We start from the raw sequence: 12,696 nt of genomic DNA, 5'->3' as shown, positions 1-12,696 counted from the left end.
TTCCCGGAGGACCCCGGTCCGGCTAGTCCGTCGCGATGGCCTTCAGGACGTTCATCCGCCCGGCGCGGAAGGCCGGGAAGAGCGCCGCCAGCAGGCCCACCAGCGCGGATCCGAGGAAGACGACGGCGATGGTGGTCCACGGGATGCTGAGCACGCCCAGCCCGGAGAGGGCCAGCAGATTCTGCGCCGCGATGCCCCAGCCCATGCCCAGGGCCACCCCCAGGACCGCGCCGAACAGGGCGATGACCACGGACTCCAGCCGGACCATCCGGCGCAGCTGGCGCCGGGAGAGCCCGATGGCGCGCATCAGCCCGATCTCTCGGGTGCGTTCGACGACCGACAGGGCCAGGGTGTTCACCACACCGAGGACGGCGACGACGATGGCGAGCGCGAGCAGGGCGTAGATCATGTTGAGCAGCTGGTCGAGCTGCTGCTTGATCATGGTCTTGTAGTCGGCCTGGTCTCGGACCTTGATCTGGGGGTAGTCGGCGGTGGCCGCCTTCAGCGCCGTTGCTGCCTGGCTCTGCTGCCCGGGCTCCGCGGCGGCGAACATCATGTCGTTCAGCGGGAACTTGCCGGCCGGGAGGTACTTCTTCGCGTCGGCGATGTTCATGTACATCGCGCCCCGGTCGAAGACCGTGTCGTCCGAGGTGATCGCCCTGACCGTGAGCCGTGCCGCGCCGCCGCTGGTGAAGGCGACATTGAGCCGGTCGCCGAGGGTGACCTTGTGGGCCTTGGCCCAGCCCTCGGGCACCGACATGGCACCAGGTGAATAGGCGTCGATCAGCCGTCCCCGCACCGTCTTGGCCTGGAGGTCGTCGGTGTAGGACGGGGTGGCCGCCGCGATCGCGGTCCGGTCCTTGCTGCCGTCGGGGGCAGTGATCGTCGCGGAGACGTCGGTTCGGTCGGTGACGTGGGACAGGTGTTCGGCCGCGTGGATGGCCCTGGCGGCGGCCGGGCTGATCGGGTTGCCGTTGCCGGCCTGAATGATGAAGTCGGCGCCGACGGACTTGTCCATCTGGGCGGTCGCCGAGGCGACCATGGAGTCGCCGACCACCGACAGGCCCGCGACCAGCGCCAGGCCGACCATCAGCGCGGCGGCGGTCGCCCCGGTGCGGCGCGGGTTGCGCAGCGCGTTGCGCTCGGCGAGGCGGCCCACCGGGCCGAACATCCGCAGCGTGACCGCGCCCAGGATCCGTACGACCAGCCCGGCGAGCAGCGGCCCGACCACGACGAACCCGACCAGCGTCAGCAGCACGCCGATGGCGAGCAGTCCGGAGCCGGCCGAGGCCGTGGACGAGGCCGCGGCCAAGGCGAGGGCGGTCCCGCCCGCCGCGGTGAGCAGCACGCCGATCGCGGCACGGACCCGTCCCGCGCGGGCGTCCGCGGGGATGCCTGCGTCGCGCATGGCGGCCATCGGGGAGATCGCACCGGCCCGGCGGGCGGGCAGCAGGGCGGACGCGACGGTCACCACGACGCCGACGGTCAGACCGATCAGCGGGGTGGCCGCCTTGATCGTCAGGTCGGCGGTGCTGAGATGCATCCCCAGCGCGCCCATGAGCTTGATCAGGCCCACGGCGAGGCCGATGCCCGCGCCGATCCCGGCGAGCGAGCCGACGACTCCCAGGAGCATCGCCTCGACCAGCACCGAGCGGTTGATCTGCCGACGGCTGGAGCCGAGGGCCCGCATCAGTCCGATCTCGCGGGTGCGCTGGGCGACCAGCATGGAGAAGGTGTTGACGATCAGGAAGACGCCCACCAGGACGGCGATCCCGGCGAAGCCGAGCAGCACGTCCTTCATGGGGGTGAGGAAGGAGCCGATGTCCTTCTGGTTCTGGGCCGTCAGTTCGGCAGCCGTCTGCACCTGGTAGGCGCTGCCGCCCAGGGCGGCGTCGACCCGCGCCTTGAGCTGGTCGTCGCTGACGCCGGGTGCGGCGTCCAGGGCGTAGTCGGTGTAGGCGTCCCGGGAGCCGAGGAGCGCCTGCTGGGCGGTGGGGGTGTCGAGGTAGACGACGGCCGCGCCCGGGTTGGTGGTCCTGAAGGTGGCGATGCCGCTGATGGTCACCTTGACCTCGCCGGGTCCGGCGATGACCCGGAGGGTGTCGCCGACGGCCAGGTGGTGCTTGGCCGCGGTGTCGGCGTCGAGCACAGCGTCGCCCGGTGCGAGCGGGACGTGGCCGGAGGTGATGTCGACGGCCTTGGTCTGGGTCGGGTTCCAGTTGCCGACGATGGTCGGCGCGCCGGTGCTGGAGCCGACGTCCTGGTTGCGGCTGTCGGCTACGGTGGCCTGCTGACTGCTGACCTCGGGCACCACCCGGGCCACGCCGGGGACCTTCGCCAGCCGGGCCTGCAGCGAGGCGGGGAGTGTCTCCGGCGTCCCGGTCTGCTGGGCGTTGTCGATCTTCTTGGGGCTGACGGTGACGTCGCTGGAGGTCGTCGCGAAGAGCTTGTCGAAGGTCGCGTTCATGGTGTCGGTGAAGACGAGTGTCCCGCAGACGAACGCCACCGACAGCAGCACGGCGACCGCGGACAGGACCACCCGGCCCTTGTGCGCGAGGAGGTTGCGCACGGAGGTTCGCAGCACGGTCATGACGTCCTGCCCCGGGAGTCGAAGGACTTCATCCGCTCCAGGACGGCGCCGGCCGTCGGGGTGTGCATCTCGTCCACGATGCGGCCGTCGGCGAGGTAGAGGACCCGGTCGGCATAGGAGGCGGCCACCGGATCGTGGGTCACCATGACGATCGTCTGGCCCAGGTCGTCGACCGAGTGGCGCAGGAAGCCGAGGATCTCGGCGCCGGCGCGGGAGTCCAGGTTCCCGGTCGGCTCGTCCCCGAAGATGATCTCGGGGCGGGCGGCGAGGGCCCGCGCCACCGCGACACGCTGCTGCTGGCCGCCGGAGAGCTGCGCCGGCCGGTGCTTGAGCCGTCCGGCCAGGCCCACCGTCTCCACGACGCGGTCAAGCCACGCACGGTCCGGGGTGCGGCCGGCGATGTCCATCGGCAGGGTGATGTTCTCCAGCGCGGTCAGCGTGGGAAGCAGGTTGAACGCCTGGAAGACGAAGCCGACGCTGTCACGGCGCAGCCGGGTCAGCCGCTTGTCCCTGAGCCTGGTGATCTCGGTCTCGCCGACCCAGATCCTGCCGCCGGAGGCGGTGTCGAGACCGGCCAGGCAGTGCATCAGCGTGGACTTGCCGGAACCCGACGGACCCATGATCGCCGTGAACTGCCCGCGGGGGATGTCGACGTCCACGGCGTCGAGCGCGACCACGCGGGTCTCGCCGCTGCCGTACGCCTTGGTGAGGCCGCGCGCGCGGGCGGCCGAGGTGCGCGCTGCGCCGCTCTGGGCCTGGGGGCTCGATACGGACATGGTCACTGGACTGCTCCTGAATGCTCGACACGGGCGTGCGTCCTTGTGCCTCCAGCCTCCTGGAGCGGGCCAGGCCGCAGCCATGGGGCGGGTCACCGGGTCCGTGGTGGGGGTAGCCCCACCCCGGCTCCACGAAACGCCGTCACTAGGAGTAATCCCTCATATCTGCATCAAGGCGTGTAAGTCTGACCTGTCGTCAACTAACGGCACATCTCCTTCGATTCCGCCAACTGAAGGACGAACCAGATGAATCGGTCCAGATTTCGCCGCGTCGCCACGCTCACTGTCGCCGCGCTCCTGATCGGCGGCGCCGCTGCCGGCCCGCTCTTCGCCGACGAGTCGACGGTGTCGGTCAACGCACTGCGCACCGGCTGGGACGCCAACGAGCCCGCCCTGTCCCCGGCTCTGGCGCCCCACATCAAGCAGTTGTTCGACCGGTCGGTGGACGGCCAGGTCTTCGCCCAGCCGATCGTGGTCGGGAGCACGGTCGTCACCGCCACCGAGACCAACCACGTCTACGGCCTCAACGCGGCCACCGGAGCCGTCAAGTGGTCCCGCTCGCTCGGAGCGGCCTGGCCGGCCTCCGCGATCGGCTGCGGTGACCTGACGCCCAGCATCGGCGTCACCTCCACTCCCGTCTACGACCCGTCCTCCGGCAACGTCTACCTGGTCTCCGAGCAGAACAACGGCAAGGACGCGCAGCACCCCAACTGGTACGTGCACGCCCTCAGCGCGGCCACCGGGGCCGAGCGCAGCGGCTGGCCGGTCCGTGTGTCCGGCGCCCCGACCAACGACCCGACCCGTCCGTTCAACTCCTTCACCGCGATGCAGCGGCCTGGGCTGCTGCTGATGGGCGGCTCGGTGTACGCCGGCTTCGCCTCGCACTGCGACATCGGCCCGTACAACGGCTACCTGCTCGGCGTGAACACCAGCACCCGCAAGCAGACCCTGTGGACCACCGAGAAGGGCGCCGCCGACGGCAAGGGCGGCATCTGGATGAGCGGCGGCGGTCCCGTCTCCGACGGTGCCGGCCGGATCTTCTTCGCCACCGGCAACGGCCTGGGCCCGGCAGCCGCGGCGTACAACCACCCGCCGACCCAGCTCGGCGACGCTGTGGTCCAGCTCGGCGTCAACTCCAACGGCACGCTGTCGGCCCGCCAGTTCTTCAGCCCGGCCAACGCCCCCACGCTCAACGCCAACGACACCGACCTGGGCTCCGGCGGCCCTGCGGCGCTGCCCCAGCCCTACTTCGGCACCTCCCGCTTTCCGCACCTCCTGGTCCAGGTCGGCAAGGACGGCCGGGTCTTCCTGCTGAACCGCGACAACCTGGGCGGCCGCAGCACCACCACCGACCACGTCCTGGGCGTCACCGGGCTCTCCGGCGGCGTATTCGGCCACCCCGGCGTCTGGGGCGGCGACGGCGGCTACGTCTACATCCTGGAGAGCAAGGCCCCGGGCCGGCTGATCGCCCTCAAGTACGGCGCGACCAGCGCGGGCGTGCCGACCCTCACCAAGGTCGGCAGCAGCGCCCAGAGCTTCGGCTACACCTCCGGCTCTCCGGTGGTCACCTCCAACGGCGCCACCGCCGGATCCGCCGTGATCTGGGTGGAGTACAACACCCACTCCTACGGCACCGGCAAACTCTTCGCCTACAAGGCCGTGCCGGTGCACGGCGTCCTGCAGCCACTCTTCTCCACGCCGCTGCCGCTGGGAGCGATGACCAAGTTCCAGGTGCCGGCCACCTCCAACGGCCGGGTCTACGTGGGCACAAACGGCCACCTCATCGCGTTCGGATAGTCGGGAGCCCGGGCGGACCGTTCAGGTTTGACCTCGGGCACCGGCACGACAAGAGTGGAGACGACCGCCCGTGGCACCTGCCACGGGCCGGCCGGTCAGGGGAGCGACCGGCCCCGACGACACAGAGGGAGAAGCCATGGCTGCGAACACGGAGAAGGCCGTTCTGGCCGGCGGTTGCTTCTGGGGCATGCAGGACCTGATCCGCAAGCTGCCGGGCGTGAAGAGCACCCGGGTGGGATACTCCGGCGGGACCACCCCGAACGCCACCTACCGCAACCACGGGTCGCACGCCGAGGCGATCGAGATCGAGTTCGATCCCGCCCAGACCGACTACCGCGACCTCCTGGAGTTCTTCTTCCAGATCCACGACCCCACCACGGTGGACCGGCAGGGCAACGACATCGGCGCCAGCTACCGGTCCGCGATCTACTACGCGGACGAGAGCCAGCACAGCACCGCCCTGGACACCATCGCCGACGTCGACGCCAGCGGCCTGTGGCCCGGCAAGGTGGTCACCGAGGTCGAGCCGCTCGGCGACTTCTGGGAGGCCGAGCCCGAGCACCAGGACTACCTGGAGCGCTACCCCAACGGCTACACCTGCCACTTCCCGCGAGCGGGCTGGAAGCTGCCCCGCCGGTAGCCCGGACTCGCAGGCGCGTCGTGGATAACGACAGAGACACGATGCGACGGGGATCACGGGGAGTCGCGTACGAGCCCCGGCCGATTCAACTACCTTGCTGCCCAGAATCGTTGCGGGATCGAGGAATTCATGGGCGAGCGTTCAGCCGTGGCCGTGCTGGTGCGGGAGGGCTCCGGCACCGCGGAGATCCTGCTCTCCGGGTGCGTCGACCGGAGCGCCGACGCACTGCTCGACGACGCCCTCGAACCGCTGCTCGTCGACCCGCAGGTGCAGCGCATCGAGGTCGACGTCGCCCTGGTGGACTCCTGCGACTGCGGCGGACTGACCGTGTTCATCCGGGCGCAGCATCTCGCGGCCGACTACGGCGTCCCGCTGCGCCTGGTCCAGGCGGGCCCGCTGCTGCTCCGCGTGCTGAACGCCACCGGCCTGTCCCGGCTGCTGACGGCGGCCTAGACCGGCCGGGGGCGTCCGTTTCGCTGCGGCGGCCGTCGGCTGCACAATACGGAGCGTGAAAACACCAGATGAGGTTGGGTCCGCCGAGGCGGACAGCAGCCGGACCGACGTCCACCGGGTTCGCGCGCGCGACGTGATCCGCACCCGCAAGGCCGTGGTGACCACCACCATGGCGGTGGCCGGGCTGGCCGTGTCCACGTACTACGGAGGCGTGCTCGGCGCCGGTTCCGCCTCCCATCATGCGCTGGCCGACCGCATCGTGGCCGCGGTCAGCGCCCTGGTCTTCCTGGTCTTCGCACTGATCGCGGTCCGCGGCGCCACCCAGGACCTGATCGCGCTGGTGCCGCAGCGGTTCGGAGACTCCAGGGTGACCACGCTGCGGATGCTGTGCCTGCTGACCGGCTATGCGATGGTCGTCCTCGGCGCGCTGAGCCTGCTGCACGTGCCGTGGAGCCGGCTCATCCTCGGCGGCGCGCTGACCGGTGTCATCGTGGGCATCGCCGCCCAGCCCGTGCTGGGCAACATCTTCGCCGGACTGGTCCTGCTGACCGCGCGTCCGTTCCACGTCGGCGAGGACGTGACGATCCAGTCCGGTGCCCTCGGCGGCCGGATCCACGGCCACGTCACCGACATGACCCTGCTCTTCGTCCAGCTCCGCACGGCCGAAGGGCCGGTGCTGCTGCCGAACAACGCGGTCCTCAGCGCCGCGATCGCGCCGGGCGCCGCGCCCGGGTCCATGCCGGGCATCGCACCTGGCGCCGCACCTGGCGCCGCGTCAGGCACCGCGTCAGGCACCGGCGGGGCGGCACCTCCCGCTCCCCCGCTGTGACCGGCGACCGCCGTTCAGCCGGAGGACGAGCCGCTGGCGGGCGTGATCCCGAGCTTGGCCTCGGCGGTCTCCCAGTCGCTGGCGATGGCCTGCTGAGCGGCGCTCAGGGTGACCTGGTGGCCGCAGACGGCGGTGTGCAGCCGGGTCTCCACCGCGTCCTTGGGGTTGTTCGGGCCGGCTCCGGCCCGATGGCCCGGTGACGGCGGTTCGACCCACAGGTTGCGCGGGTCGTTGGGATCGCCGCCCAGCTCAAGGCTGATCAGATGGTCGTACTCGGCATCGTGGAGCGTTCCGGTGTAGCCGTAGGACTTGGCGTTCGCCGCCTTCTCCTTGTCGGTCACCGCCGCCGGTGGCCGGATCGTGGAGGTGTAGCCGCCCTTGCGGCAGATCGTCGTCGACAGCGTCGCCTGCGTCACCGCCGGGGAAAGCGCGCCCGGAGTGCAGTGCGGGTCCGGCAGCGGCTGCCCGTGGTCGTCCCCGAAATGGCAGGAGCCCACCGCAGGCTGCGCCTGCACCGTGTACATCTGCTGCGGGCCGGCCCCCATCGGCAGCGCCCCTCCCCCGTCCTTCGACGGAGTCGAAGCCGTGGCCGAGCTGCCGGAGTGTGACGCGGCGTCACCCGAGGCCGAGGTGCCGGTCGCTTTGCAGCCGGCGACACCGGAGCAGACGACGGCGAGCAGGGCCAAGGCTACCGTACGCATGGGGGTCCTCACAGTGGGAGCGTGCCCGCCCGCACCCGCCTCACACCTGTCCGGAAAATCAGTCATCTGTTCGTCGTACCAGGTCAGATGGCGGGCCCGTACCCGGCTCAGTAACGGGCGACCCCGACGTAGATGCCGAGGCGATCGGCGTCCGGGCTCAGCGGTCCGTCCGGACGCCAGAACGGCGCGAGCACCAGCCCCGGCTCCAGCAGTTCCCCACTGCCGAAGAACCGCTCCACCTCCTGGCGCGGGCGCAGGTGCAGGTGGGCTGCGGCCTGGTCGTAGGTCTGCTCGGCGCGGTCGGCCAGGTCCTGGGACAGGGTGTCCCCGGTGCCGTGGGACAGGATCCAGGTGGCTGCCTCCCGGCAGGGCCTCCAGCAGGTGCTTGACGACTCCCAGCGGGTCCTCGTCGTCCCCGACGAAGTGCAGCACCGCGACGAGCATCAGGGCGACCGGCCGGCCGAAGTCGAGGAGATCGCGCACCCCGGGTGCGGACAGGATCGCCTCGGGGTCGCGCAGATCGGCCTGGGTGACGGTGGTCGCGCCGTGGCCGGAGCCGCTCATCAGCGCCCTGGCGTGGGTGAGCACGATCGGGTCGTTGTCCACATAGGCGACCCGGGCGGAGGGGTCGGCCTGCTGGGCCACCAGGGGGCACCCCAGGACGGAGTCTGGGGGAGGGTGTTCCCAGCGGCCGGGATACCGGTGCCGATCGCGCCTCGATCATCAGCGGCGAGTGGGAGCCGGGCCGCCAGATTCCACCGGAGGAGCAACTCAGCGCCCTCTATGAGGTATCGCGCCCGACCATCCGCCAAGCCGTCGCTGTGCTCCGCACCGAAGGTCTGCTAGATGTCCAGCAGGGCCGGGGCAGCATCGTCCGTGACCGCCAGGCCAAGGCTGGTGTACTCATGGAGCGGGCCATCACCCGCACCGGGGCCCGCTACGCAACCGGCGTCGACCAGTGGTCCCGGGGCGGGGAACCGGCCGCCGTCCACATCCGCATTGACGAGGCGTCAGCCGAACTGCTGGAGATCGCCGAGGGCGAAGCCGCCTACGCGGTCGAGTGTCCGTTGATTCACCAGGCCAGTGGCACCCGGGCGCTGCATCCCATGATCCTGCCCATGGAGCGGATCACCGGCACACCGCTTGCGAAGAACGCAGCCGTGTCCGTCGCGAAGGCATACGCGATCCTCGCCACCGCCAACGGTGAACTGGAGTGGCGTGAGACCGTCGGCGCACGCATGCCGCAGCCCGATGACGCGCCACTCTGAACCTACCTGAGGGTGTGCCGCTCCTGATCTCCCAGCGAGTCACTCTACGGGCAGCCGAAGGACTAGCCCTGATCCTGGAGACCACCAGCCTCGGGGCAGGCGGCGCCCAGTTCGCCTACACGCTGCACCCCAAGACCAGGACGGCCCGCAGGCTCAAGCCGTAGGACTGCCCTGAAATTCGGATGCTGTCTGCTTTGTAATCCCATGATGCCGAGTACGCGGCGAACCCAGCGCCCGTTTCTCCTCATCGCGTCTGCTGCACGGCCATCCAACAATCCAGGCAAACAACTGCGGCGAAATCGTAGATCGAATCACACGGGCACTGTCCAGTAACACCAGCCACACGAAATCAGTCCGCAAGCAAGGAGGGGCCGCCCTCAGCTAGGGCCAACTTTATGATCTGGCGCAAGTCGGGTGACAGCTCATGATCCCCGCGCTAGCCTACAAGCAAGCCCGATCCCGCAATTATCAGGAATATCTGACATGAACTCTTTCGCCTGTCACAGGAGGGCAAACCATCATCTCGAAGAATGGAAATTTGGGAACATCGGGCATGCCGGATCGGCCAAACGTCACCCGACAGAAGAATCCATTGCGTCGTGGCGATGTAGCCCCGATCTTTACGCTGCCCAGGCCAGCAGGCGGCGATATATCCTTGCCATCATTCCTCGGAAACCCAGTTCTTCTGATATTCTCGGACCCGCACTGTACGCCCTGTAATTCGCTTGCGCCGAGGCTTCAGGCATTGCATCAAGAATTTCCCAGACTTCAAATATTAATGGTAAGTCGTGGAAGCCTGGAGGATAATATCGGGAAAATTGAAGAGAATCACCTTACGTTCCACTATGCCACGCAGAGTGCTTGGGCAATTTCCGGACAGTACGGAATAATGGCAACTCCAGTTGCTTACCTCGTGGACAAGCTAGGGGTTCTCGCCACCGATGCAGTAATTGGCGAAGATGCAATCATCAATCTTGCTAGGTCAATCTCTCTGCAGAGAGAAGAGGGCATCCCTCTGGAGAGAATGGAGGAAAGGCTGTCCGAATTAAGAGTTGAGCTCCATAGAGGGATATTGAAAGAGCATGAGCTATCCGCCGAGCGGATTCGTGTGCACGAGACCATCTTGCGGATACGTGGAGCTATTCAAGTTGTCGAAGAATTAATTACAGACCCACCTAACAGCAATGGACCATGAATCCGGTTGGGGAACCGAGGCAGATGGGGTGAAGGTATGGCAGATCTGACTGTGGATCCGGCGGGTGCGAACACGGGTGGAATCAGTCCTGGTCTCTTGTTTGGCGCGGGATACCCCACGGGGGAGGGAGTCTCGTCCAACCGGTCTCCCGGGGCGAACCAGTGGGGCCTGGACTTCTACACTGGCCATGCCTGTCGACTGAGTATCACCAACACTGGAGGTGTAGGCATAGGCGTCACCGATCCCGGCGCCGGGGCCAGGCTTGGGGTGGCGGGCAACGTCGTGCTCGACAACACCGCACTCTTCGGCTTCGGGAATACCGGAGAGTGGATCACGTCTGAGCGGCATGCCGAACAGGGTGACAACCTCTATGGCCTCAGCCTTGCTACCGGTCATGCCACACGTTTGACGATAACAAACAGTGGCAACGTTGGAATCGGGACTACCACCCCCGGTCAGACTCTGACTGTTCAGGGGGTCATAGAAAGCACCGTGGGCGGCATTAAGTACCCCGACGGAACAGTCCAGACCAGCGCTATCGTGCAAGGGCCGAAGGGGCTAGTGGGAGATCAAGGGGCGCCGGGGATGTTGGGAAAGAAGGGCCCTCCTGGGATATCTCTCAAGTCTTTCGCGGCATGCGGGCCAATTCAGTGTGGATTGATTTGTGATCAAGTGCTCGCTGAGCAGTCTGGCCCGTGTTCGGTGACCTCTCAAACCGGATCCTGTACTAATGCAGCCGGCTATTGTTGCGTTTGCACAGCCTAGGAAGAGACTCTGGAGTGGACCTGGTATGGCAGATCTGACTGTGGATCCGGCGGGTGCGAACACGGGTGGAATCAGTCCTGGTCTCTTGTTTGGCGCGGGATACCCCACGGGGGAGGGAGTCTCGTCCAACCGGTCTCCCGGGGCGAACCAGTGGGGCCTGGACTTCTACACTGGCCATGCCTGTCGACTGAGTATCACCAACACTGGAGGTGTAGGCATAGGCGTCACCGATCCCGGCGCCGGGGCCAGGCTTGGGGTGGCGGGCAACGTCGTGCTCGACAACACCGCACTCTTCGGCTTCGGGAATACCGGAGAGTGGATCATGTCTGAGCGGCATGCCGAACAGGGTGACAACCTCTATGGCCTCAGCCTTGCTACCGGTCATGCCACACGTTTGACGATAACAAACAGTGGCAACGTTGGAATCGGGACTACCACCCCCGGTCAGACTCTGACTGTTCAGGGGGTCATAGAAAGCACCGTGGGCGGCATTAAGTACCCCGACGGAACAGTCCAGACCAGCGCAACAAGAATCGGGATTCAGGGAGATAAGGGACGCAAGGGAGCTACGGGAAACCAGGGCCCACAAGGGGAAGCCGGAATAGCAAAACAGTCCATCGCCATCTGTGGACCGAATCCATGCAACCTTGAATGCGCTCACGTTGCAGCATCTGTCTCAGGGCCCTGTGTAGTGACAGCTGATTCCGGCAGTTGCGAGATGTTCCAGGGATACTGCTGCGTATGCATGTAGCTAGGAGCTGGGCTGCGATAGACGTTGCAGCCCTAGCACTCGTAAGACGGTGGAGGGGGCTGCAAGCGGCAGATCCCCGTCAGGGATACTCCCGGCCCTCGATCGCTTTGCCCATCACGTGCCCCTGTGGCGGGTCTTCGAAGTTCAGCGGCGTGGTGGCGGTGTTGGCCTGATGGGACGTCACGGAAGGTGACCGGTAGCCTTGTTGGCCCCCTGGATGCAGGGCGCCCCTGGCCGTCAGTGATCTTGGTTGTTCTCTACGCAACCTGATCATTACGGAACCACGGGCTTGGACAACAATACGACGTTACTGCTCAACCTGGACGGCCTGGGCTCAACCTGGACGGCCTGGCCGTGGACAGGGTCGAGCGGCTGGAGGACGGCACCCGGCGGGTGCACCTGGTCACGGCCGAGGCGGGCGCGCGGGCCTGTCCCGACTGCGGTGTGCAGGCCACCAGGCCCAAGGGCTCCGCGGTGACCCGCCCGCGCGACCTGCCCCACGGCGAGCGGGCCCTGGAACTGGTGTGGCACAAACGCCGCTGGTACTGCCGCGAGCCCCCGTGTCCCACGGTGTCGTTCACCGAGCAGGTCCGACAGGTCCCGGCACGGGCACGGATCACCGGGCGGTTACGCGCCGCGGCCGGGAGCAGGGTCTGCGACACCGGCTCGACCGTCGTGCAGGCCGCCCGTGACCTGCACCTGTCCTGGCCCACCGTGATGGAGGCGTTCCGCACCGCCGCGACCCAGGTCACCGCCGCGCCCCTGCCGCCGGTCCAGGTGCTGGGCATCGACGAGACCCGCCGCGGGCGCAGGCAGTGGCGGCAGGACCCCGACTCCGGCCGCTGGGAGCCGGTGGCCGACCAGTGGCACACCGGCTTCGTCGACGCGTCCGGCGTCCAGGGCCTGCTCGGGCAGGTCGAGGGCCGCGCAC

General features: G+C 67.9%; 12 protein-coding genes and 1 pseudogene. 8 read left to right on the top strand and 5 right to left on the bottom strand.

Annotated elements, in window-relative coordinates; translation table 11 throughout:
- Positions 1-22: 22 nt before the first annotated feature.
- Positions 23-2,590, bottom strand: coding sequence for an ABC transporter permease (locus ABH941_RS03700; protein WP_370127086.1), 2,568 nt, complete (start codon positions 2,588-2,590; stop codon positions 23-25).
- Positions 2,587-3,372: an ABC transporter ATP-binding protein gene (locus tag ABH941_RS03695; protein WP_370127085.1), complete on the bottom strand. Its 786-nt coding sequence runs from the start codon at positions 3,370-3,372 to the stop codon at positions 2,587-2,589. The genes ABH941_RS03700 and ABH941_RS03695 overlap by 4 nt, the downstream gene beginning before the upstream one ends.
- A 240-nt stretch (positions 3,373-3,612) precedes the next feature.
- On the opposite strand from ABH941_RS03695, the gene ABH941_RS03690 reads away from it, so the two are divergent.
- The 4 genes from ABH941_RS03690 (at position 3,613) to ABH941_RS03675 (ending at position 7,085) form a co-directional block, all read left to right on the top strand.
- Positions 3,613-5,163 (top strand): PQQ-binding-like beta-propeller repeat protein, encoded by a 1,551-nt coding sequence (locus ABH941_RS03690; protein ID WP_370127084.1) that lies wholly within the window; start codon positions 3,613-3,615, stop codon positions 5,161-5,163.
- Positions 5,164-5,299: 136 nt separating this feature from the next.
- Entirely contained in the window at positions 5,300-5,803 is a 504-nt protein-coding gene (gene msrA, locus ABH941_RS03685) for a peptide-methionine (S)-S-oxide reductase MsrA (RefSeq protein ID WP_370127083.1), read from the top strand.
- A 129-nt stretch (positions 5,804-5,932) separates the two neighbouring features.
- Entirely contained in the window at positions 5,933-6,256 is a 324-nt protein-coding gene (locus ABH941_RS03680) for an STAS domain-containing protein (RefSeq protein ID WP_134007254.1), read from the top strand.
- A 55-nt stretch (positions 6,257-6,311) separates the two neighbouring features.
- The gene (locus ABH941_RS03675; RefSeq protein WP_370127082.1) at positions 6,312-7,085 is read left to right on the top strand and encodes a mechanosensitive ion channel domain-containing protein; all 774 of its coding nucleotides are present in this window, start codon (positions 6,312-6,314) and stop codon (positions 7,083-7,085) included.
- Between the two features lie 14 nt (positions 7,086-7,099).
- On the opposite strand, the gene ABH941_RS03670 is transcribed toward ABH941_RS03675, so the two are convergent.
- From ABH941_RS03670 to ABH941_RS03660, 3 genes and pseudogenes are all read right to left on the bottom strand, one after another.
- Positions 7,100-7,786 carry a hypothetical protein gene (locus ABH941_RS03670; protein WP_370127375.1) on the bottom strand — a complete coding sequence of 229 codons (687 nt, stop codon included), beginning with the start codon at positions 7,784-7,786 and terminating at the stop codon, positions 7,100-7,102.
- Between the two features lie 107 nt (positions 7,787-7,893).
- Positions 7,894-8,130, bottom strand: a complete 237-nt coding sequence (locus ABH941_RS03665) for an SAM-dependent methyltransferase (RefSeq protein WP_370127374.1) — start codon at positions 8,128-8,130, stop codon at positions 7,894-7,896.
- A gap of 19 nt (positions 8,131-8,149) precedes the next feature.
- Positions 8,150-8,431 (bottom strand): annotated as a pseudogene (locus tag ABH941_RS03660) (SAM-dependent methyltransferase); the annotation flags it as partial.
- A 23-nt stretch (positions 8,432-8,454) separates the two neighbouring features.
- On the opposite strand from ABH941_RS03660, the gene ABH941_RS03655 reads away from it, so the two are divergent.
- The 4 genes from ABH941_RS03655 to ABH941_RS03640 form a co-directional block, all read left to right on the top strand.
- Positions 8,455-9,054 (top strand): GntR family transcriptional regulator, encoded by a 600-nt coding sequence (locus ABH941_RS03655; RefSeq protein WP_370127373.1) that lies wholly within the window; start codon positions 8,455-8,457, stop codon positions 9,052-9,054.
- Positions 9,055-9,068: 14 nt separating this feature from the next.
- The gene (locus tag ABH941_RS03650) at positions 9,069-9,218 is read left to right on the top strand and encodes a hypothetical protein (protein ID WP_370127081.1); all 150 of its coding nucleotides are present in this window, start codon (positions 9,069-9,071) and stop codon (positions 9,216-9,218) included.
- Positions 9,219-9,607: 389 nt separating this feature from the next.
- Entirely contained in the window at positions 9,608-10,249 is a 642-nt protein-coding gene (locus ABH941_RS03645) for a peroxiredoxin family protein (RefSeq protein WP_370127080.1), read from the top strand.
- A 1,870-nt stretch (positions 10,250-12,119) separates the two neighbouring features.
- The coding region (locus ABH941_RS03640; RefSeq protein ID WP_370127078.1) for a transposase family protein at positions 12,120-12,696 on the top strand (577 nt) is incomplete at its 3' end.

Source organism: Streptacidiphilus sp. EB103A, assembly GCF_041261405.1.
Classification (GTDB): domain Bacteria; phylum Actinomycetota; class Actinomycetes; order Streptomycetales; family Streptomycetaceae; genus Streptacidiphilus.
This window is presented reverse-complemented; position numbering and strand designations above follow the sequence as displayed.